Source organism: Microbacterium sp. JZ31 (genome assembly GCF_016805985.1).
Classification (GTDB): Bacteria; Actinomycetota; Actinomycetes; order Actinomycetales; family Microbacteriaceae; genus Microbacterium.
In genome coordinates, this window is the sequence record NZ_CP017661.1 from 1,604,652 (window position 1) to 1,626,900 (window position 22,249).

Consider the following 22,249-nt stretch of genomic DNA (forward strand, 5'->3'; position numbering starts at 1 on the left):
TTCGCTTCTGCACCGAAGGGCTCATCAGGGCGCAGCGCCCTCGCCCTGACGTCCCGGGACACGCGCCTCGCCCAGCTTGTCGGCACACCATGACGGGGACGGTGCTCGGCGAGGAGATCCCGCCGATGGAGGCCGTCACAAGCTTCCTGGATCGGTCCGTCCGCGAGATGAGCGATCAACTCACGCAGTGGTTGCGCATCCCGTCGGACTCATCCGACCCGAACCGGGCGATCGACGTCCTGCGCTCCGCCCGCTGGCTGGCAGAGGCGATGCGCGGGATCGGCCTGGCCGCCACGCTCCATCAGACCGGTGAAACCGCAGCGGTGTACGCAGAATGGCTCGTGGATCCCGCGCTGCCGACCGTGCTGATCTACAGCCACCATGACGTGCGTCATGCGAAGCCCGAGCAGTGGCAGATCACTGCGCCGTTCGAGCCGGTGGTGCGGGACGGCCGCATTTTCGGGCGCGGCGCGTCGGACGCCAAGGGTCAGGTCATGGCTCATCTCTGGGGCCTGCGCGCGCATCTCGCCGCGACCGGGCTCGAACGCCCAGCGGTCAATCTCAAGTTCCTGGTCGAGGGCGAGGAGGAGACCGGCTCTCCCCACCTCGAGCAGTTCCTCCAGGACCACCGCGAGCAGTTCGCGTGCGACGTGATCGTGTTCTCCGACACTGTGCAGTGGACGACGGACGACCCCGGAGTCGTGACCTCCATGCGCGGTATCGTCAACGCATCGCTGCAGATCGAGGGCCCGCTGCGGGACGTGCACAGTGGGACGGCATCGGGCTCCGCCCCGAACCCCGCTCACGTGCTCGCCCGCGTGATCACCGCACTGCAGGACGCGGACGGCCGCATCCAGCTGCCGGGGTTCTACGACGACGTCGCGCCGCTCGGGGCCGCGCGTGCGGCGGAGCTGGCGGCGGTCCCGTTCTCCGAGGAGACGTGGATCGCACGCACCGAGAGCCGAAGCATCACGGGCGAGGAGGGCCACTCCGTCCTCGAGCGCCTGTGGGCGCGACCCTCCCTCGAGATCCTCACCCTGCTCGCCGGCGATCCCGACAGCTCGCGATCCGTCATCCCTGCCGTCGCGCAGGCGACGCTGAGCATCCGGACCGTGCCCGCTCAGAGGGTGGAGGTCGTCGCGCAGCAGCTGCGAGACTTCGTCGCGACGGTGGTCCCGCCGTCGGTGACCTACACGCTGGATGTCTCGCCTGAGAACGGCCAGGACCCGTACACGACGCCGCGCGGCGCGGCCTTCGACGCGCTCGTGCGTTCACTCGCCGCCGGGTTCGGACGATCCGAGGTCTCCCGCATCGGCAATGCGGGTGGGGGTCCGGCTGATCTGCTCGTGAGGATGCTCGACGCGCCGGTCCTGTTCCTGGGAACGGGGCTGCCCGAGGATCACTGGCACGCCAGCGACGAGAGCGTCGACATCGGCATGCTGACGCGCGGCGCCGCATCCATCGCCCGGCTGTGGGACGAGCTGTCCCGCGTCGATGTCGCGGAGCTGTCGTGAGCGCGATCGCGGTCGTGCGGGGCCCCGTGGGCATCGCACCGTCGCGCCGGATCCGCACGGTCGGAGTCGAGGAGGAGCTGCTCCTGGTCGACGCCGCGACCCTCCACCCCACGCCCGCCGCCGAGGCGGTCATGCGCCACCAGCCGGAGGTCGGAGACGACGGCGGCAGCATCATGGCCTGGGAGGCGAAACTGGAGCAGATCGAGGTGGTCGGTCCGCCGCTCAGAACGCTCGCGCAGCTGCACTCCTCGATCGTCAGCGGACGTCGCGCGGCAGACGCGGCCGCCCGAGCGGTCGGAGCGCGAGCCGTTCCCCTTGCCACCGCGCCGGCCGCGTGCGACACCCATACCGTCGCGGACGAGCGATACGACGCCATGCGCAAGCGATTCGGGCGGACGATGCGAGAGCAGCTCACATGCGGGTTCCACGTGCACGTGGAGGTCGAGTCCCGTGACGAGGGCGTCGCAGTGCTCGACCGCATCCGGCCGTGGCTGCCGGTTCTGCTGGCGCTCAGCGCGAACTCACCCTTCTACCAAGGAGAGGACACCGGATTCGCGAGCTACCGCTACCAGGCGTACAGCCGGTGGCCGACGTCGGGTCCATACGACGTCTTCGGCTCGGCGGCCGCGTACGCCGAGCACCTCTCGCGGATGCTCGAGACCGGGGTGCTTCTCGACCCGGGCATGGTCTATTTCGACGCCCGCATCTCCCATCACCTCCCGACCGTCGAGATCCGGATCGCCGATGTCTGTCTTCGCGCCGAGGACGCGGCAGCGCTGGCGGTGATGGTGCGCGCACTGGTCAACGTGGAGGCCGACGCGGCCGCGACCGGGAGGCCCGTCGACTCCACACCGACGACCCTGCTGCGGCTGGCTTCGTGGCGCGCGAGTCGCTTCGGGCTCGACGACCATCTCGTGCATCCGCAGTCGGGGTCACTGCACACTGCCGCCGAGGTCGTGCGGGACTTCCGCGATCACATCGACGAGGGCTTCGCGGACGCCGAGGAGCGCGACGCGGTGGACCGGGCCCTGGCCACAATGCTCGCGCGGGGAACCGGCGCCAGCGCACAGCGCGAGGCCGTGGCAAGGAGCGGGGACCTCCAGGAGGCGGTCGCCGTGGCGCTGAGGGTTCACGACGAGGGGACCGACTCGTCGCGCTCGCCTTCTACTTCGTCGAGAAGCTGACGACCTTCGGCGCGCGCACGATCACGCGCACGATCGCGCGGTCGCCGAGCGCGCGGATCACGCGCTCGTCCTCGCGCGCCATCCGCTCCAGGGTCTCGGTGTCGACCTTCGCCGGCACCTCGAGGGTCGCGCGCACCTTGCCGTCGATCTGGACGACCGCCGTGACGGACTCCTCGACCAGCAAGGCGGGATCGGCGCTGCGCCACGTCACGAGGCCGATGGACGCGTCGTAGCCGAGCACCTGCCACATCTCCTCGGCCGTGTGCGGCGCGAAGAGATCCAGGATCATCGCGGTCGCCTCGACGGCCTCGCGGACGGCGGGGTCCGCCGGGCCGGCGGCGCCGTCCACGGCCTTGCGGGTGGCGTTCACCAGCTCCATGAGGCGGGCGACCACGACGTTGAACTTCGTCTGCTCGATCAGCACCGGCGCGTCGGCCAGCAGACGGTGCGTCACGCGGCGCAGCGCCGCGTCGCCCTCGGCCCACACGACGTCCTTCTCGCTCGAGACCTCCTGCGCCAGACGCAGCGCACGCGCGAGGAACTTCTGCGCGCCGGTCATCGACACGTCGTCCCAGTTCTTGTCGTCCTCGACCGGTCCCACGAACGCCAGCGCGACGCGCACGACATCCGCGCCGTACTGCTTGACCTCGTCCGTGAAGAGGATCAGGTTGCCCTTCGACTTCGACATCTTCGTGCCGCCCAGGTTCACCATGCCCTGGTTGATCAGGCTCGAGAACGGCTCGGTGAAGTCCACCAGGCCCATGTCGAAGAGCACCTTCGTGATGAAGCGCGCGTACAGCAGGTGCAGGATGGCGTGCTCGACGCCGCCGATGTACGTGTCGACGGGTGCCCAGCGGTCGACGTCCTTGGGATCGAACGCCTTCGCGTCGTTCCCCGGCGACAGGAAGCGCAGGAAGTACCACGAGCTGTCGACGAACGTGTCCATCGTGTCGGGGTCGCGCAGCGCGGGCTCACCCGTGCGCGGATCCGTCGTCTCGACCCAGCCGCTCGCGGCGCCCAGCGGCGACGAGCCCTTGGGCTTCAGGTCCAGCCCGGCCGCGTCCGGCAGGCGCACGGGGAGCTGGTCGGCGGGGACCGGCACGATCTCGCCGCCCTCCGTGTGGATCATCGGGATCGGGGTGCCCCAGAACCGCTGGCGCGAGATGAGCCAGTCGCGCAGGCGGTACTGCTTGGCGGCGCGGCCCGTGCCGTCGGCCTCGAGCTGCTCGATCACGCGCGCGATCGCGTTGCGCTTGGACAGGCCGTCGAGCGATCCGGAGTTGATCATCCGGCCCTCGCCGGTGAGCGCCTCGCCCGTCGCGCGCGGGTTCAGCTCGCTCAGCTGCGGGTCGATCGGCACGCCGTCCTCGTCCACCTCGATGACCGGGATGGCGCCCGTGATCGGCGCGGTGGTGTCGACGACCACGCGCACCGGCAGGTCGAACGCGCGGGCGAAGTCCAGGTCGCGCTGGTCGTGCGCGGGCACCGCCATGACGGCGCCGTGGCCGTAGTCGGCCAGGACGTAGTCGGCCGCCCAGATCGGCAGACGCTCGCCGTTGACGGGGTTGATCGCGTAGCGCTCCAGGAACACGCCCGTCTTGGGCCGGTCGGCGCTCTGGCGCTCGATGTCGGACTGCTTCTGCGTCTGCTCCAGGTAGTCCTGGAAGCGCAGGCGCGCCTCGGGCGAGGCGTCGGCCACGAGCTCGGCGGCCAGGTCGCTGTCGGGCGCTACGACCATGAAGGTCGCGCCGTGCAGCGTGTCGGGGCGGGTCGAGAAGACCGTGACCTTCTCGGCGCGGCCCTCGATCTCGAAGTCGATGTCGGCGCCCACCGAGCGGCCGATCCAGTTGCGCTGCATCTGCAGCACCTTGTGCGGCCAGAAGCCCTCGAGCTGGTTCAGGTCGTCCAGCAGCCGGTCGGCGTAGTCGGTGATCTTGAAGTACCACTGCGTGAGCTTCTTCTTCACCACGGTGAAGCCGCAGCGCTCGCACGCGCCGTCGACGACCTGCTCGTTCGCCAGCACGGTCTGGTCGTTCGGGCACCAGTTGACCGGGCTCTCCTTGCGGTACGCCAGGCCGCGCTCGTGCAGCTGCTGGAACAGCCACTGGTTCCACCGGTAGTAGTCGTCGTCGCTCGTGTGCAGCACACGGCTCCAGTCGAACGAGACGCCGTAGGCCTTCAGGCTCGTGCGCTGCTGCGCGATGTTGTCGTAGGTCCACACGCGCGGGTCGGCGCCGCGCTGGATCGCCGCGTTCTCGGCCGGCAGGCCGAACGAGTCCCAGCCGATCGGGTGCAGCACGTTGTATCCGCGGTGGCGCCAGAAGCGGGCCACGATGTCGCTGTACAGGTAGTTCTCGGCGTGCCCCATGTGCAGGTCGCCCGAGGGGTACGGGAACATCGCCAGCACGTACTTGCGCGGCCGGGTGTCGTCCTCGCCGCCGGCGAGGAACGTGCCGTGCTGCTCCCAGTACGCCTGCCACTTCGCCTGCAGGGCGTGGACGTCGAACGCGCCCTCCACGGGCACGGCAGCGGGAGCGGAGGAGATCTGCGACACGGGTGGGACAGCCAATCGTTCGAGAGCGCGCCGAACGGGCGCGGCGGTGCGAGCTTCCAGGGTACCGCTCGGCGCGCACGCCTATGCTCGTGGCGTGGATGACGCGCTTCGATGGCTGCTCGACATCGTCGAGTCCGTCGATCCCGTGCTGCGCACCGCGCTGGCGGGCCTCGCGATCCTGCTCGAGACGAGCGTGCTCGTCGGCGTCATCGTGCCGGGCGACACGGTCGTGATCGTCGCGGCGACGGGCGTCAGATCCGCCGTCGAGGGCGTGATCCTCGCGGTGGTCGTGATCATCGGCTCGCTCGCCGGAGAGTCCATCGGCTTCGGGCTGGGACGCTGGCTCGGTCCGCACATCCGGGCGTCGTGGATGGGGCGCAGGATCGGCGAGCGGAACTGGCTGCGTGCGGAGCGCTACGTGCAGCGCCGCGGCGGCATCGCGATCTTCCTCTCGCGCTTCCTGCCCGTGCTGCACTCTCTCGTCCCCCTTACGGTCGGCATGAGCACGTACACATACCGGCGATTCATCCTCTGGACCTTCCCGGCGTGCGTGATCTGGGCGACGCTCTACGTCTCTGTCGCGGCCGGCGCCGCCCAGTCCTACCGCAGGCTGTCCGACGACGCGCACTGGGCCGGATACATCTTCGTGGGCGCGATCCTGCTGCTGGTCGTGGGCGTGTTCGTCGCGAAGAAGGTCATCGCGCGCCTCGAGCAGCGCCACTTCGAGGACTGACCGACCAAGACGGGGAGTCTCCGACCGAGGCGGCGCACCGCGGTCGTGGAAGACTGGACGCGATGTCCTCCACCGCTCCCCGAGACAGGATCCACTGGATCGCCCGCATCGAGCGTCGCGTGCACGCATGGCGCGAGCGCCGCGCCCGTCGGCGCGGCCGCAAACCCACCGTGCTGGTGTTCCCCGGCTACGGCGGCGAAGGCTGGGTGCGGGTGCTCGGACGCGTGCTGATCGTGCCCCCGACGAAGCGCACGAAGACCGGCGAGCTCGCGAGCGTGCGCGGCTGGCGCAGCTTCCTCGGCATCCCGGTCGGCTACGCGGCGGTCACCATCACGATCGGCGACGAGACGCACGAAGTGGTCGCCGACCGCGGCGGCGTGATCGACGCGCGCATCGAGGCGAACCTCGAGCCCGGCTGGCAGCTCGTGCAGATGTCCGTGGAGAACGGCGCACCGGGCGAGTCGCTCGTGCAGATCGTCGGACCGGATGTGCGCCAGGGCGTCGTGAGCGACATCGACGACACGATCATGGTGACGGCTCTCCCCCGTCCGCTGCTGGCGGCGTGGAACTCCTTCGTGCTGGACGAGCACGCCCGCCAGGCGGTGCCGGGCATGGCCGTGCTGCTCGGAAGGCTGACGCGTCAGCAGCCCGGTACGCCGATGCTCTACCTCTCCACCGGTGCGTGGAACATCGCGCCCACGCTCACGCGGTTCCTGAGCCGGCACCTCTACCCGCGGGCTCGCTGCTGCTGACCGACTGGGGTCCCACGCACGACCGCTGGTTCCGCAGCGGGCGCGACCACAAGGCGACGAATCTGCGACGGCTCGCCGAGGAGTTCCCCGACATCCGCTGGTTGCTCATCGGCGACGACGGCCAGCACGACGACGCGATCTACACCGAGTTCACGGCCGAGTATCCGGCCTCGGTCGCGGGCGTCGCCATCCGCCGCCTGACCCCCGCCGAGGCGGTCCTCGCGGGTGGTCGCACGGCCGTGAACGACCACTCGGGCGCCTCCATCCCGTGGGTCACGGCCGACGACGGCGGCGGTCTCGCGGAGCGCCTCGAGGCAGTGGGGCTGCTCGACCCCGAGAAGTGACGCCGCGGACCGCCCGCGGCGGTCCAGATGTCGGCGGCACGGCATAGCCTGGCGGCATGTGCGGACGTTTCGTCGTGGCGAAGGTGGGCAACGAGCTCGTGGGCGAGCTGCGGGTGGATCTCGTGGCGGACGAGCTTCCGCCGCCGTCGTACAACGTCGCGCCGACGGATCCGGTGGCGATCGTGCTCGACTCCGCCAAGACCGAGCCGCCCACGCGCCGGCTCGAGGCCGCGCGCTGGGGGCTGATCCCGTCGTGGGCGAAGGACACGAAGATCGGCGCCCGCGCCTTCAACGCGCGCTCGGAGGAGCTCGAGGAGAAGGCGATGTTCCAGAAGGCGCTCCAGAAGCGTCGCGCGATCATCCCCTCCAGCGGCTACTACGAGTGGCAGCAGCAGGCGGACGGCAAGATCCCCCACTTCATCCACCCGGCGGACGACTCTCCGCTGCTGTTCGCGGGACTGTACGAGTGGTGGAAGGACCCCTCGAAGGCGGATGACGACCCGGACCGCTGGGTGCTGAGCTTCACGATCCTGACCCGCGATGCGATCGGCGAGCTGGGATCGATCCACGGCCGCATGCCGGTGTTCCTCGACGTCGATCACGCCGACGCCTGGCTCGACCCGACGATCGACTACCCGCGCGACGTGCTCGACGCGGCGGTCGACGCCGCGCCGTACGTCGCCGAGACGCTCGTGCACCATCCGGTGGCGAAGGACGTCGGCAACGTGCGCAACAACTCCTCCGCGCTGATCGAGCCGCTCGCCTCCTGAGGCCACGGGGCGACGCGGGACGGAGTGGGACGGCACAAGGGATACTGGACGGATGATCGCCGAACGTGTTCCCGACGATGCCCGTGCCCACATCGAGGACCTCGCCGCGTTCGTGACGGCGTCGCCGTCGTCGTATCACGCGGCCGCCGAGGTCGCACGCCGCGCCGAGGAGGCCGGGCACACGCGGATCATCGAGACCGAGGCCTGGGAGATCACGCCGGGCGGGCGCTACGTGGTGGTGCGCGACGGCTCGGTCGTCGTGTTCGCGCTGCCGGAGGACGCCGGCGCCACCACGCCGTTCGCGATCGTCGGCGCGCACACCGACTCGCCCGGCTTCAAGCTCAAGCCGAAGCCGACGACGCACGGCCCCGGCGGCTGGTGGCAGCTCGGCCTCGAGGTGTACGGCGGGCCGCTGCTGAACTCGTGGCTCGACCGCGAGCTCGAGCTCGCCGGCCGGGTCGTGACGCTCGCGGGCGACGAGCACCTCGTGCGCACGGGATCGCTGTTGCGGATCCCGCAGCTCGCGATTCACCTCGACCGCGGCGTCAACGACGGTCTGACGCTCGACAAGCAGCGCCACACGCAGCCCGTGTGGGGCATCGGGGACCCGGAGAGCGCCGACATCCTGCACACGCTCGCGGCGCGTGCGGGCATCGACGCGTCCGAGATCGGCGGCTTCGACATCGTCGTCGCCGACACGCAGGAGCCGCGCGCCTTCGGGCACGGCCAGGAGCTGTTCGCGTCGGGCCGCTTGGACAACCTGCTGTCGACGCACGCGGGTCTTGTCGCGCAGCTGAACGCGACGCCGCAGCGGTCCATCGCCGTCTTCGCGTCGTTCGATCACGAGGAGATCGGCAGCCAGTCCCGCTCGGGCGCTGCGGGGCCCTTCCTCGAGGACGTGCTGCTGCGCATCTCCGGCGCGCTCGGTGCGGGGGACGCGGAACGCATGCAGGCGTTCGCGTCCTCGCTGCACGTCTCGAGCGACGTGGGTCACGCGGTGCACCCCAACTACCCCGAGCGCCACGACCCGGTCAACAAGCCCGTGGCGGGCGGCGGTCCGATCCTCAAGATCAACGCCAACCAGCGCTACGCGACGGACGCCCACGGCGCTGCCGCGTGGAACGCCGCCTGTGCAGCCGCCGAGGTGCCCACGCAGGAGTTCGTGTCGAACAACGCCGTACCGTGCGGATCGACCATCGGCCCCATCACGGCCACGCGACTGGGCATCCGCACGGTCGACGTCGGCGTGCCGATCCTGTCGATGCACTCGGCGCGGGAGCTGACGGCGGTCGTCGACCCCTGGTACCTCTCGCGCGCCATGCACGCCATCCTCGCCCGCTGACATGCCCCCGCTCGCTGCCCGCCGGCCCGCCGTCCTCCCACTCAGGCGCCTTGAGCGGGACGAGTGGCGCGCCCGCGAGCAGGCGCACGCGCACCGCGCCGAGGCGCTGACGGCCGAGCACCGCGCGCGAGCCGCGCGCGGCGAGAAGCATCCGGTGTGGGACTTCCTGTTCACCTACTACTCGTACAAGCCGGCGACGCTGCGCCGCTGGCACCCGGGACCGCGCGTCGAGCTCGCCGACGCGGCGGAACGTCTCGCATGGCGCTGGTACGCGACCGGATCGGATGCCGCGGCGGCCGTGGTCGACGGCGACGCGTTCGCGCGCGAGAAGGCGGGCCTCGCACGGCTCATCGAGATCATGCTGCGGCGCACGGCCGACCGGCCGGGCCGATTCGACTGCTTCGGATTGCATGAATGGGCCATGGTGTACCGACAGGGCGACCACCGTCACCCCGTGCCCCTGCGGCTCGGACAGGACGGCTCGGACGCGGTCGTCGAGACGCACGACCTGAAGTGCACGCACTACGACGCGTTCCGCTTCTTCACGCCCGACGCCGTGCCGCGCAACCAGCTCGTCCCGACGCGTGACACGCAGCCCGCGCTCGATCAGCCCGGGTGCCTGCACGCCGGCATGGACGTGTACAAATGGGCCGTCAAGCTCGGCCCGCTGGTGCCCGGCGACCTGCTGCTCGACGCCTTCGAGCTGGCGCGCGACGTCCGCCGGCTCGACATGGAGGCGGCGCCGTACGACCTCGCCGAATGGGGCTTCGGCGCCGTGCGCATCGAGACGCCCGAGGGCAAGGCGGAGTACGTGCGGCGTCAGCGCGCGCTCGCCGAGCGCGGCAACGCGCTGCGGCGACGGATCCTCGACGCCTGGGCGCCGGAAGCTCACGCCGAGCGGCGCGCGGCTGAATCGATCGCGCACGCCGCGACGACCCCCGCCGCGTAGAGCAGCAGATCCTGTGGCGCGAACACCGAGCCGAACACGACCACCAAGGGCGGGAACGAGGCCGCCCACGACGCCGGCAGCGCCGTGAGCTGAAGCAGCTCGACGAACGCGCACCATGCGTACGCTCCGATCGCCACCCGCCATCCCCTCGCGCGCGGGACGAGGGAGACGCCCAGGAGGTAGACGAGAGCGGCGTACAGTGCGTCGCCCGCGGCGTCGGACAGGGGTCCCTCCGGCGCGAGCAGGTGCGTCGCGAGGCCGGCCGCCACCACGAGCGCCCCCGCCGCCGCCGCGAGAGCCCGCCTCCGCGCGACGCGGGGCGGACGGCGCGTCTCCTGCCTCGCGATCACCCCGCGACTCTAGACGACGACCGGCGAAGGACCCGGTGCGGCGCCACACATCGCCCCGTGAGATTGCGCTTATGTAAACAGATCGCTCAACTCAAGGCGTGGCATTCGTCACACCGTCAGGCGTGTGCGAGGATCACGAATCATGCGCCTCCCCACCGGCGCACTCCCGATCGCGCACCGCCCGCCGTGCTTTGGCGCCTCGAGCGGTGCTGCGATCCGCAATCCAGAAAGAGGCACAATCATGGCTTCCCTCAGTAAGTCGAAGCGCTCACGCGCTCTCGTCGTCGCGGTTCCCGCCGTCGCGGCGCTGGCCCTCGCCGGCTGCGCGGCCGGCGGCAACGGAGACGGCGGCGACGGCGGCGGCGGCGCGGCCGCCGGCGACAACCTGATCCTGGTCGGCACCACCGACAAGGTCACGACGCTCGACCCGGCCGGCTCGTACGACAACGGCTCCCTCGCGGTGCAGACGCAGGTCTTCCCGTACCTCGTGAACACCGACTACAACAGCACCGAGGTCGTGCCGGACCTGGCCGAGACGGCCGAGTTCACCTCGCCCACGCAGTACACGGTGACGCTGCCCGAGGGCCTCAAGTGGGCCAACGGCAACGACCTCACGTCGAGCGACGTGAAGTTCTCGTTCGACCGCAACATCGCGATCGCCGACCCGAACGGCGCCTCGTCGCTGCTCTACAACCTCGAGTCGGTCGAGACGCCCGACGAGACGACCGTCGTGTTCAACCTGAAGACCGAGAACGACCAGGTCTTCCCGTTCATCCTGACGAGCTTCCCCGGCGCGATCGTGGACGAGGACGTCTTCTCCGCCACGGAGATCACGCCCGACCAGGAGATCGTGGACGCGAACGCCTTCGCCGGTCCGTACACGATCACCTCGTGGCAGTTCAACGAGACCGTGGAGTTCACGCCCTACGCCGACTACCAGGGCCTGCTCGACGCCGCGGCCAACGACGGCGTCATCCTGAACTACTACTCGGAGTCGTCGAACCTGAAGCTCGCCGTGCAGCAGGGTGACGTCGACGTCGCCTACCGCAGCCTCGCGCCGACCGACGTCGAGGACCTCGGCGGCGACGAGAACCTGACGGTGCACGAGGGCCCCGGCGGCGAGATCCGCTACATCGTGTTCAACTTCAACACGCAGCCGTACGGCGCCGAGACGCCGGAGGCCGACGAGGCGAAGGCCCTCGCCGTGCGCCAGGCCGTCGCGTCGCTCGTCGACCGCGAGGCGATCAGCGACCAGGTCTACAACGGCACCTACACGCCGCTGTACTCGTACGTGCCCGAGGGCTTCACCGGCGCGACCGAGGTGCTGAAGGACCTGTACGGCGACGGCGACGGCGGCCCGGACGCCGCGAAGGCCGCCGAGCTGCTGGAGGCCGCGGGCGTCGAGACCCCCGTCGCGCTCAGCCTGCAGTACAGCCCCGACCACTACGGCCCGAACTCGGGTGACGAGTACGCGATGGTCGAGGAGCAGCTCGAGGCCGACGGCCTGTTCGACGTCGACCTGAAGTCGACCGAGTGGGTGCAGTACTCCGAGGACCGCACCGCCGACGTGTACCCCGCGTACCAGCTCGGCTGGTTCCCGGACTACTCGGACGCCGACAACTACCTGTCGCCGTTCTTCCAGACCGAGAACTTCCTCGGCAACCACTACTCGAACCCCGAGGTCGACGAGCTGATCCTCCAGCAGGCGGTGACGCCGGACGCCGACGAGCGCACCGGACTGATCGAGGAGATCCAGGCGAAGGTGGCCGAGGACCTCTCGACCGTGCCGCTGCTGCAGGGCGCCCAGACGCTCGTCAGCTCGGCCGACATCGACGGCGTCGTGCTCGACGCCTCGTTCAAGCTGCGCTTCGCGCCGCTGACGCGCTGACACGAACGAAAGGGGCGGCCTCCCGCGAGGCCGCCCCTTTCCGTGGACTGACGAGACCCGAACCGTGAGGATCCATCCGTGACCGATACGACGACGGCCGACCCGGCCGCCGCGCCGCCCGCCTCCGCCGGAGCGACGCGCCGCGCGCGAGCCGGCGGATCGCTGGGCCGCTACATCCTGATCCGCTTCCTGCTGATCTTCCCGACCGTGTTCATCCTGGTGACCACGGTGTTCCTCTTCATGCGGCTGACGGGCGATCCGCTCACCGCCGCCCTCGGCGGCCGCCTGCCCGCCGACCAGCTCGCCGAGCGCATCCACGCCGCGGGCTACGACCGGCCGCTGATCGTGCAGTACCTGGAGTACCTCGGGCAGATCTTCACCGGGAACTTCGGCACGACCATCACGGACAACCAGCGCGTGTCCGACGTGCTGCTGCGGTACGGCGGCGCGACGCTCGAGCTCGCGTTCTATGCGCTGATCATCGCCTTCCTCGTCGGCATCCCGCTCGGCATGGTCGCCGCCGCGGTGCGCGACCGCTGGGGCGACGCCGTGCTGCGCGTGTTCGCGATCCTCTGCTACGCCACCCCGGTCTTCTTCGCGGGCCTGCTGCTGAAGCTCATCTTCTCGGTGTGGCTCGGTGTGCTGCCCACCTCCGGACGCGCCTCGCCGCGCGTGGAGATCAGCCTGGGCCGCATCGACTCGCCCACCGGCATCTACCTGATCGACGCGATCCGCGCCGGCAATCCGAACGCGATCGCCGACGTGCTGTCCCACGCGCTTCTTCCCGGCCTGGCGCTCGGCCTGCTGACGGCCGGCGTGTTTCTGCGCCTCGTGCGCACGAACGTGATCGGCACACTGTCCATGCCGTACATCGACGCGGCGCGCTCGCGGGGCGTGTCCGAGCCGCGTCTCGTCCGCAAGCACGCGTACAAGCCCGCCCTGATCCCGATCATCACGGTGATCGGCATGCAGATCGCGATGCTGCTGGGCGGTGCGGTGCTGACGGAGACCACATTCGAGTGGCAGGGACTGGGCTTCCAGCTCGCCCACTATCTGGGCGCGCGCGACTTCGTCGCCGTGCAGGGCATCGTCGCCCTGCTGGCCGTGATCGTCGCCGTCACGAACTTCGTCGTCGACATCATCGCGGCGCTCATCGACCCGAGGGTGAGGTACTGACATGGCCCCGGAAACCACCTCGCGCCTACGCGCGCTCCTGCTGCGCCTGCCCGTCGTCCACCAGTACCGCCAGTCGGTCGGCCTGCAGCGCGGCATGCTCACCGCGGGCCTGGTCATCTGCGGCGTGTTCGTGCTCACGGCCATCCTGGCTCCGGTCATCGCGCCGTACGGCTTCGCGCAGCTGTCGGTCGACGGCGAGCGGTTCGGCTCGCAGCAGCCGCCGAGCGCCGAGCACCTGCTCGGCACCACGGTCGGCGGCTTCGATGTGCTCTCGCGCGTGATCTGGGGCACGCAGACGGCCCTCATGGTGATCGTGATCGCGGTCGCCCTGTCGATCTTCCTCGGCATCCTGCTCGGCCTCCTCTCCGGCTACTTCGGCGGCTGGCTCGACAGGGTGCTCGTGGTGATCGCGGACGCCATCTTCGCGTTCCCGACGCTGCTCCTGGCGATCGTCGCGGCGATCGTCATCTCGGGCGGGCAGTCCGACCTGTGGGGCGGCATCCTCGCGGCGGCGATCTCGATCACGGTCGTGTTCATCCCGCAGTACTTCCGCGTGATCCGCGCGGAGACGATCCGGATCAAGGCCGAGGCGTTCGTCGAGTCGGCGCAGGTCATCGGCGCCTCGACCTCGCGCGTGATGTTCCGCCACGTGCTGCGCAACGCCACGCGCACGCTGCCGCTGATCTTTACGCTCAACGCCTCGGAGGCGATCCTGACGCTCGCGGGCCTCGGCTTCCTGGGCTTCGGCATCGAGCCGACGCAGGCGGCGGAGTGGGGCTACGACCTGAACCGGTCGATCGCGGACGTCACGAGCGGCATCTGGTGGACGTCGGTCTTCCCCGGCGCCGCGATCGTACTGATCGTGCTCGGCATCACGCTCGTCGGCGAGAGCCTGAACGACCTCGCCGACCCGCGCCTGCGCACCCGCCGGCGCGCTGCCGCGGCGACCCCCGCGGACGCGGCGGCCGCGACGACGCCCATCGCGCGTCAGGACCTCGGAGAGGTGGAGTGATGACACGTCCCGCTACACAGGAGCACGCGGTCGAGATCCGGGATCTGCGGATCACGTTCGCCACCGACGGCGGCGACGTCGCGGCCGTGAAGGGCATCGACCTCGACGTGCGGCCGGGCGAGGTGCTCGCCGTGGTCGGCGAGTCCGGGTCGGGCAAGACCGTCACGGCCCGCAGCATCCTGGGTCTGCTCCCCGAGACCGCTCGCCTCGACGGCGCCGTCCTGCTGAACGGCACCGACGTCGTGCCGCTGCCGTCCAAGCGCCTGCGCGAGCTGCGCGGCACCGAGGCGGCGATGATCTTCCAGGAGCCGATGACGGCGCTCAACCCGGTCTACACCGTGGGCTGGCAGATCGCGGAGGGCCTGCGTGCGCACGGGCAGATCTCCCTAAAGGACGCCCGTGCCAAGGCCATCGACATCCTGCGCCGCGTCGGCATCCCCGATCCCGAGAAGCGGGTCGACGACTACCCGCACCAGTTCTCGGGCGGGCAGAAGCAGCGCATCGTGATCGCGCAGGCGCTCGCGCTCGACCCGGCCGTGATCATCGCGGACGAGCCGACGACCGCGCTGGATGTGACCGTGCAGGCCGAGATCCTGGACCTGCTGCGCCTGTGCCGCGACGAGTTCGGCACCGCGATCCTGCTGATCACGCACAACATGGGCGTCGTGGCCGACCTCGCCGACAGGGTGGCCGTGATGTACCTCGGCGACATCGTGGAGACGGCTCCCGCGACCGAGCTGTTCGCCGCGCCGCGCCACGAGTACACGCGGCGCCTGCTGGGCGCCGTGCCGCGGCTGGAGATCGCCGACCGCGCCTTCACGGGCGACGCGGCGGCCGAGCCGATCGTGCAGGCGCGCGGACTCGAGATCGAGTACCCGGGACGGCTCGGTCGCAAGGCCTTCAAGGCCGTGCAGGCCGCGGACTTCGAGATCCGCCCGGGCGAGGTGCTGGGGCTGGTCGGCGAGTCCGGGTCTGGCAAGACCACGATCGGCCGCGCGATCGCGGGCCTGGCCCCCGTGACGGGCGGATCGCTGCGCGTGCTCGGTCATGAGATGCTCGGGATGCGCGAGCGCGCGTTCCGCGCCAAGCGTCGCGAGCTCGGCTTCGTGTTCCAGGACCCCGCGTCGAGCTTCAATCCGCTCCTGACGATCGCGCAGTGCGTCGCCGAGCCGTTCGTCGTGCACGGCATCGCCAAGAACGCGGCCGACGCGCGGGATCGCGTCGACGAGCTGCTGGAGGCCGTGCAGCTGCCGGCCGATTTCGGCGACCGGTACCCGCACGAGCTGTCGGGCGGTCAGCGGCAGCGCGCCTCGCTCGCGCGCGCGCTCGCCCTCGACCCCAAGCTGCTGATCGCGGACGAGCCGACCAGCGCGCTCGACGTGTCGGTGCAGGCGCGCGTGCTCGACCTGTTCACCGAGCTGCAGGAGCGCTTCGGATTCGCGGCGCTGTTCATCACGCACGACCTCGCGGTCGTCGACCTGCTCGCGCACCGCGTGGTCGTGCTGCATCAGGGGCGCATCGCCGAGCAGGGACCGACCGCGCAGGTGCTGGGCGACCCGCGGGATGCCTACACCCGGCGGCTGATCGCGTCGCTGCCCGTGCCGGATCCCGTGGAGCAGGCCGCGCGTCGCGCCGCGCGCGGCTGACCCGCAGCACTCCCGCCGCCGCCGCCGAAGACCCCTCGGGCTCGGCGGCGGCGCGCTGCCCGGCGGGTTCGCCGAGTCCGATCCGCTGCGGCAGGATCGACCCATGGCAGAGGATCCGCTGGTGGGCGTCGCGTGGGAGCTGTACGACCTCCCTCCCGCGCGCTTCACGGCCGCGCGCAACGCCCGCGCGAAGGCCGTCAAGGACGAGGACGCCGCGCTCGCGAAGCGCATCACGCAGCTGCGGCGCGCGTCCGCGCCCGCCTGGATCGTCGGTCAGCTCGTGCGGCACCGCTCCGAGCGGCTCGCCCAGGTGCTCGAGCTCGGCGCCGAGCTGCGCGAGGCCCAGCAGGACCTCGATGCAGCGGCGCTCGCGCAGCTGACGCGTGACCGGCGGGCCCTCACCGCCGCGCTCGCGAAGGAGGGCGCGGCGCTCGCCCGGCAGCACGACGTGAACGCGCCGAGCGCCGTGCTGGACGAGGTGTCCCAGACCCTGCAGGCCGCCATGGCGGACGCGGATGCCGCCGCCGCCGTGACCTCGGGCCGGCTGACCCGGGCGCTGGAGGTCGTCGGCTTCGATCCTGTGGACCTGACCGACGCGGTGGCGGGACCGGCGCCGGACGGCTCGCCAGCCCCGGAGGCCGGAGGGGACGAGCTCGCCGCACGGCGCGCTCGGCGCGCCGCCGAGCGCGCCGCGAAGGAGGCGGAGCAGGCCCTGGAGCGCGCCCGCGAGCGGCTCGCGGACGCGCGGCGCCGCGTGGACGAGCACGACCGCCGCGCGGCCGAACTGGGCGCGCGCCGGGAAGAGCTGCGCGGCAAGCTCGAGAAGACCGAGCGCGAGCTGGCGCGTCTGGAGAAGGCGGCACCGGACATCGACAGCGCACGGGAGGACGCCGAGCGCCGGGCGGCGGAGGCCGAGTCCGCCCTCGAAGACGCCCGTCGCGCGCTGGATACCTGAGGGCGCCGTGTGCGCCGGCACGGCGGGATCCGGAAGGATGGGGCGCATGACATCCGCGCCCTACGGACTTCTGCTCGACGTCGACGGCCCCCTCGCGAGCACCGTGACCCGGTCGATCCGCATTCCCTCGATCGCCGACGACCTGGTCGCGATCGCGAACGCCGGCTGCCCCGTCGTGTTCAACACGGGGCGCTCGGACGCGTTCCTCGCCGCACAGGTGGTGCCCGCGCTCGTGCGCGCCGGCCTCTCGGCGGACGCCCCCGTATGGGGAATCGGCGAGAAGGGCGCCACCTGGTTCACGGTGTCGGAGGGGCGCGTCGGCGACGTCGGCGTCGACGAGGCCATCTCGGTGCCCGAGGACCTCGCGGCGGCGTGCCGGGCGATCGCCGACCAGCACCGCGACCTGATGTTCTGGGACGACACGAAGCGCACCATGGTCTCGCTGGAGCAGAACCTCGACGTCTCGAACGACGACTACCTGGCCCGCCAGCCGGAGGTGACGACGCGGCTCGACGAGGCGATCGCCGGTCTCGGTCTCGCCGAGCGCTTCCACACCGTGCCGACGATCATCTCCATCGACCTCGAGCACCGCACGGCGGGCAAGGCCCTCGGCGCCGAGCGCGCGATGGGGCTCGTCGGGTCCCGCATGGACGTGCCGCGCCGCTGGTTCACGGCGGGTGACTCCAACGGCGACTACGACATGGCCGCGTGGCTGCACGACGCGGGCTTCGACGCCACGCACCTCGACGTGCGCCCCACCGGCACGCAGCCCGAGACCGCCTTCGCCGTGCTGCGCGAGATCCCGACGTTCGCCGAGGGTCACGCCGAGGACGACATCACCGCGACGTACCTGACGCGCTGGCGCGCGGAACTGGCGGTCTGAGGCACGGGGCGACGGATGGTGCGCTTCCAGATCGGCCTGTCCCGCCTTCGCGGGCTGCTCGCCGTGTCGCGCGTGGCGCTCGCGGTGCGCACCGCGATCGCCGCGGCGATCGCGTGGTACCTCGCGCCGTTCGTGCCCTTCGCCGCGGCGGAGTACTCGTACTACGCGCCGCTCGGTGTCCTGGTCAGCATGTACCCCACGCTCTCACGTTCGGCGCGGTCCGGCGCGCTGACGCTGGTCGGCCTCGCGATCGGCATCGCCCTGGGCTTCGGCGGCATCGCCCTGACGTGGATGGGAGCGCCCGGCATCGTCGCGCTCGCGCTCGTGGTGGGCCTCGGCGTGTGGCTCGGCGGCATCGAGTCCCTCGACACGGGACGCGACTGGATCGCGATGGCGGGTCTGTTCGTCCTGCTGCTCGGCGGCGGGAGCCCCGACGAGTACTCGATCTCGTACCTCGTGACCATGGCCTTCGGCGTTCTCGTCGGGCTGTTCGTCAACCTGCTGCTGTTCCCGCCGCTGTTCCTCCAGGAGGCGGCCGACCGGCTCTCCAACCTGCGAGACGCTGCGGCGCGTCACCTGCATGACATCGCCGACGCGACGTCGACGAACGAACTCTCGGAGGACTACCTCGAGGATGTCGTGCGCGATCTGAACCAGACGGTCGAGGCCGTGTCGCAGGCGGTCCTGGATGCGGATGAGAGCAGCCGCGCCAACCCCCGCGCTCGTCGCCGACGCGACGCGCGCGACCTGAACGCCCGTCGTCTGCGTGTGCTCGAGCGGACGGTCTTCTCGATCCGCGATCTCACGGACGTCCTGTCCCGCGCCGCCGGGCCGGAGTCGGTCGCCGTGCCCGCGCGCGAGCTGCTGACCGATGCGATCCACCGCACGGCCGATCTGATCGGCGAACCGCTCGAGAGCGAGTCGGGACCGGAGCGGCTGGAGGCGGCAGCAGCGGCCCTCGAGCGCTACACCACCGCGATCGACGAGGTCACGACGGATACCGGATCGAAGGCCATGCCGTCCGCGGTCGCCGAGGACGTGACCGCGGCGCTGTGCCTGCGCCGGATGATCGACGCGTCGCGTCCCCTCGTCTGACCCGTCGGCTCAGCCGACCGCCACGGGCGCGACCACACGTTCGGCGCCCGCGTAGACGTTCATCGTCTCGCCGCGCAGGAAGCCGACGAGCGTCAGGCCCTGCTCGGTCGCGAGCTCGACGGCCAGGGACGACGGGGCGGAGACGGCCGCGAGCACCGGGATGCCGGCCATGATCGCCTTCTGCGCCAGCTCGAAGCTCGCCCGCCCGGAGACCATGAGCACGTGCCGACGCAGCGGCAGCCGGTCGTTCAGCACCGCCCAGCCCACGACCTTGTCGACCGCGTTGTGGCGCCCGACGTCCTCGCGCAGCACGACGATCTCACCCGTCTCGGCGTCGAAAAGCCCCGCGGCGTGCAGGCCGCCGGTCTTTTCGAACACGTCCTGATGCGCGCGCAGCGCTCCGGGCAGCCCGGCCAGGGTCTCGGCGGTCACGCGCACGTCGTCGGCTGCGACGTCGTACGCGGAGACCGACCGTACGGCGTCGATGCTCGCCTTGCCGCACATGCCGCACGAGCTCGTCGTGTAGAAGTTGCGGGCCAGGTCGGTGCTCGGCGGTTCGACGCCCGGTGCGAGCGCGACATCCAGCACGTTGTACGTGTTCTCGATCCCGCCCGTACCGGGGCCGCCGCAGTGGATCGCCGAGCGGAAGTCGGCGCCCGTACGCACCACGCCCTCCGAGACCAGGAACCCGGCCGCCAGCTCCACGTCGTGCCCGGGCGTGCGCATCGTGACCGCGAGCGGCTCGCCCGCGAGACGGATCTCGAGCGGCTCCTCGACGGCGAGCGTGTCCGGACGGCGCGTGGTCGCGCCGCCGAGCGCGATCCGCACCACCGGGCGGCGCTGCGTGATCCTTCCCATGGCGCGCCTCCTAGCGCTTCTCGAGCCGCACGACCACGGCCTTCGACGTGGGCGTGCCGCTGACATCCGCCGTCGAGTCGAGCGGCACCAGCACGTTCGTCTCGGGGTAGTACGCGGCCGCGTTGCGGCGCGGGGTGTCGTAGGGCACCAGGCGGAACTCCTCCGCGCGACGCTCCTCCAGGCCGCCCGGACCCCGCCACTCGGACACGAGGTCGACCATCTCGCCCTCGGCGAAGCCGAGCTCGCGGATGTCGTCGCGATGGATCAGCACCACGCGCCGGCCGTCGTGGATGCCGCGGTAGCGATCATCCTTGCCGTAGATCGTCGTGTTGTACTGATCATGCGAGCGCAGCGTCTGCAGCAGCACGCGCCCCTCGGGGATCACGGGGTACTCGAGCGGGTTCGCGGTGAAGTTGGCCTTGCCGTTCGCCGTCGTGAAGCGGCGCTCGTCGCGCGGTCCGTTCGGCAGGAAGAACGAGCGCCCCTTGTCGATGCGCTCGTCGTAGTCCTCGAAACCGGGGATGACATGCGCGATGTGCCCGCGGATCGCGGCGTAGTCGTTCTCGAGCTCCTGCCAGTCCGCCCGCGGTGCACCGGGCCGGTCGGCGAACACCAGCGCGCACAGGCGGGCGAGGATCGCCACCTCGCTCAGGAGGTCCTCCGCGGGCGGGGCGAGGCGACCGCGGGAGCCGTGCACGGCGCCCATCGAGTCCTCCACCGTGACGCGCTGATCCGCACCGCCTCGACGGTCGCGGTCGGTGCGGCCGAGCGTCGGCAGGATGATCGCCCGCCGCCCGTGCACGACGTGCGAACGGTTGAGCTTGGTGGAGACCTGCACGGTGAGGCCGACGCGCGACATGCCCTCCTCGACCACGCGGGTGTCGGGCGTCGCGCTGACGAAGTTGCCGCCCACGGCCATGAACACCCGCACCCGGCCGTCACGCATCGCGCGGATGGCCTCGACCGTGTCGTAGCCGTGCGCCCGCGGCGCGGTGAACGCGAACTCGCGATCGAGCGCCTCCAGGAACGGCTCGGCGGGCTTCTCGTAGATGCCCACCGTGCGGTCGCCCTGCACGTTCGAGTGGCCGCGCACGGGGCACACGCCCGCGCCGGGACGGCCGATGTTCCCCTGCAGCAGCAGCACATTGACGACGTCGCGCAGGGTCGGGACCGAATGCTTGTGCTGCGTGAGTCCCATCGCCCAGCACACGATCGTCGAGGTCGACGTCCGCACGCGCTCCCCGATCTCCCGGAGGCGGGCCTCGGGCAGCCCCGTCGCCTCCTCCAGCGGCTCCCACGGCAGGCTCGCGACGTGCGCGGCGTAGTCGTCGAATCCGGCGGTGTGGGCGGCGATGAAGTCGTGGTCGAGCACGCCGCCGTCGCGCGCCTCAGCCTCGATCAGGTGCTTCCCGATCGCCTGGAACAGCGCCTGATCGCCGCCGAGCCTGATCTGCACGAAGTCGTCGGCCAGCTTGGTGCCGCCCAGCAGCACACCGCGCGGCGTCTGCGGGTTCTTGAACTGGAGCAGCCCCGCCTCGGGCAGCGGATTGACCGCGACGATCGTGGCGCCCTTGTCCTTGGCCTTCTCGAGCGCGCTGAGCATGCGCGGGTGATTCGTGCCGGGGTTCTGGCCGGCGACGATCAGCAGATCGGCCTCGTGGATGTCCGTGATCGACACGGTGCCCTTGCCGATGCCGATGGTCTGGTTCAGGGCGGATCCGCTCGACTCGTGGCACATGTTCGAGCAGTCGGGGAGGTTGTTCGTCCCCAACCCCCGCACCAGGAGCTGGTACACGAACGCGGCCTCGTTGGACGTGCGGCCCGACGTGTAGAACACGGCGTCGTTCGGGTCGTCCAGCTCGCGCAGCGCGGTGGCGATCTCGCCGAGCGCCGCATCCCAGGAGATCGGCCGGTAGTGGGTCTCGCCCTCCTCGAGCAGCATGGGCGTCGTGAGTCGCCCCTGCTGGCCCAGCCAGTAGTCGTCATGCTCGCGCAGCTCGGCGACGCTGTGGTGGGCGAAGAACGCCGGCCCCACGCGCCGCAGCGTCGCCTCCTCGGCGACGGCCTTCGCGCCGTTCTCGCAGAACTCAGCCGCGTGGCGGCGGTCCTCCTCCGGCCACGCGCACCCCGGGCAGTCGAACCCGCTCTTCTGGTTCACGCGCAGCAGGGTCCGCGCGCTGCGCACGACGCCCATCTGCTCGAACGACATCTTCAGCGCGTTCATCACGGCGGGCACGCCGACCG

17 protein-coding genes and 1 pseudogene are annotated in these 22,249 nt (G+C 71.0%); 14 read left to right on the forward strand and 4 right to left on the reverse strand.

Translation table 11 applies throughout. The features are described from left to right. Positions 1 to 89 precede the first annotated feature (89 nt). Positions 90 to 1,514, forward strand: a complete 1,425-nt coding sequence (locus tag BJP60_RS07660) for a M20/M25/M40 family metallo-hydrolase (protein WP_203135218.1) — start codon at positions 90 to 92, stop codon at positions 1,512 to 1,514. Continuing rightward, entirely contained in the window at positions 1,511 to 2,698 is a 1,188-nt protein-coding gene (locus BJP60_RS07665; RefSeq protein ID WP_238439339.1) for a carboxylate-amine ligase, read from the forward strand. The genes BJP60_RS07660 and BJP60_RS07665 overlap by 4 nt, the downstream gene beginning before the upstream one ends. On the opposite strand, the gene leuS is transcribed toward BJP60_RS07665, so the two are convergent. After that, positions 2,679 to 5,267, reverse strand: a complete 2,589-nt coding sequence (gene leuS / locus BJP60_RS07670; protein ID WP_442923378.1) for a leucine--tRNA ligase — start codon at positions 5,265 to 5,267, stop codon at positions 2,679 to 2,681. The genes BJP60_RS07665 and leuS overlap by 20 nt on opposite strands. Before the next feature lie 79 nt (positions 5,268 to 5,346). Here leuS and BJP60_RS07675 point away from each other — a divergent pair, with 79 nt between their 5' ends. From BJP60_RS07675 to BJP60_RS07695, 5 genes and pseudogenes are all read left to right on the forward strand, one after another. Further along, positions 5,347 to 5,985, forward strand: coding sequence for a DedA family protein (locus BJP60_RS07675; RefSeq protein ID WP_203135220.1), 639 nt, complete (start codon positions 5,347 to 5,349; stop codon positions 5,983 to 5,985). Between the two features lie 62 nt (positions 5,986 to 6,047). Beyond that, positions 6,048 to 7,081: pseudogene (locus BJP60_RS07680) on the forward strand (App1 family protein). Positions 7,082 to 7,137: 56 nt separating this feature from the next. Beyond that, positions 7,138 to 7,851: an SOS response-associated peptidase gene (locus BJP60_RS07685; RefSeq protein WP_203135221.1), complete on the forward strand. Its 714-nt coding sequence runs from the start codon at positions 7,138 to 7,140 to the stop codon at positions 7,849 to 7,851. A gap of 52 nt (positions 7,852 to 7,903) precedes the next feature. After that, positions 7,904 to 9,193, forward strand: a complete 1,290-nt coding sequence (locus tag BJP60_RS07690; protein WP_203135222.1) for a M18 family aminopeptidase — start codon at positions 7,904 to 7,906, stop codon at positions 9,191 to 9,193. A 1-nt stretch (position 9,194) separates the two neighbouring features. Then, positions 9,195 to 10,142, forward strand: a complete 948-nt coding sequence (locus BJP60_RS07695) for a 3-methyladenine DNA glycosylase (RefSeq protein ID WP_203135223.1) — start codon at positions 9,195 to 9,197, stop codon at positions 10,140 to 10,142. Here the strand turns inward: BJP60_RS07695 and BJP60_RS07700 are convergent. After that, positions 10,082 to 10,492: a ribosomal maturation YjgA family protein gene (locus tag BJP60_RS07700; protein WP_238439340.1), complete on the reverse strand. Its 411-nt coding sequence runs from the start codon at positions 10,490 to 10,492 to the stop codon at positions 10,082 to 10,084. The genes BJP60_RS07695 and BJP60_RS07700 overlap by 61 nt on opposite strands. Positions 10,493 to 10,733: 241 nt before the next feature. Between BJP60_RS07700 and BJP60_RS07705 the strand changes: the two genes are divergently transcribed. From BJP60_RS07705 to BJP60_RS07735, 7 genes are all read left to right on the forward strand, one after another. Continuing rightward, the gene (locus BJP60_RS07705; RefSeq protein WP_203135224.1) at positions 10,734 to 12,380 is read left to right on the forward strand and encodes an ABC transporter substrate-binding protein; all 1,647 of its coding nucleotides are present in this window, start codon (positions 10,734 to 10,736) and stop codon (positions 12,378 to 12,380) included. A 78-nt stretch (positions 12,381 to 12,458) separates the two neighbouring features. Then, on the forward strand, positions 12,459 to 13,556 hold the full coding sequence (locus tag BJP60_RS07710; RefSeq protein ID WP_203135225.1) for an ABC transporter permease: 1,098 nt from the start codon (positions 12,459 to 12,461) through the stop codon (positions 13,554 to 13,556). Position 13,557: 1 nt separating this feature from the next. Beyond that, positions 13,558 to 14,568 carry an ABC transporter permease gene (locus BJP60_RS07715; protein ID WP_203135226.1) on the forward strand — a complete coding sequence of 337 codons (1,011 nt, stop codon included), beginning with the start codon at positions 13,558 to 13,560 and terminating at the stop codon, positions 14,566 to 14,568. Beyond that, the gene (locus BJP60_RS07720; protein WP_203135227.1) at positions 14,568 to 16,214 is read left to right on the forward strand and encodes an ABC transporter ATP-binding protein; all 1,647 of its coding nucleotides are present in this window, start codon (positions 14,568 to 14,570) and stop codon (positions 16,212 to 16,214) included. The genes BJP60_RS07715 and BJP60_RS07720 overlap by 1 nt, the downstream gene beginning before the upstream one ends. 103 nt (positions 16,215 to 16,317) lie before the next feature. Further along, positions 16,318 to 17,169 carry a transposase gene (locus tag BJP60_RS07725; protein ID WP_203135228.1) on the forward strand — a complete coding sequence of 284 codons (852 nt, stop codon included), beginning with the start codon at positions 16,318 to 16,320 and terminating at the stop codon, positions 17,167 to 17,169. A 46-nt stretch (positions 17,170 to 17,215) separates the two neighbouring features. Beyond that, positions 17,216 to 18,052 (forward strand): hypothetical protein, encoded by an 837-nt coding sequence (locus tag BJP60_RS07730; protein WP_203135229.1) that lies wholly within the window; start codon positions 17,216 to 17,218, stop codon positions 18,050 to 18,052. Positions 18,053 to 18,067: 15 nt separating this feature from the next. After that, positions 18,068 to 19,147: an FUSC family protein gene (locus BJP60_RS07735; protein WP_203135230.1), complete on the forward strand. Its 1,080-nt coding sequence runs from the start codon at positions 18,068 to 18,070 to the stop codon at positions 19,145 to 19,147. 9 nt (positions 19,148 to 19,156) lie between these two features. On the opposite strand, the gene fdhD is transcribed toward BJP60_RS07735, so the two are convergent. After that, positions 19,157 to 20,005: a formate dehydrogenase accessory sulfurtransferase FdhD gene (gene fdhD, locus BJP60_RS07740; protein ID WP_203135231.1), complete on the reverse strand. Its 849-nt coding sequence runs from the start codon at positions 20,003 to 20,005 to the stop codon at positions 19,157 to 19,159. Positions 20,006 to 20,015: 10 nt separating this feature from the next. Beyond that, positions 20,016 to 22,241 (reverse strand): FdhF/YdeP family oxidoreductase, encoded by a 2,226-nt coding sequence (locus BJP60_RS07745; RefSeq protein ID WP_238439341.1) that lies wholly within the window; start codon positions 22,239 to 22,241, stop codon positions 20,016 to 20,018. Positions 22,242 to 22,249 lie beyond the last annotated feature (8 nt).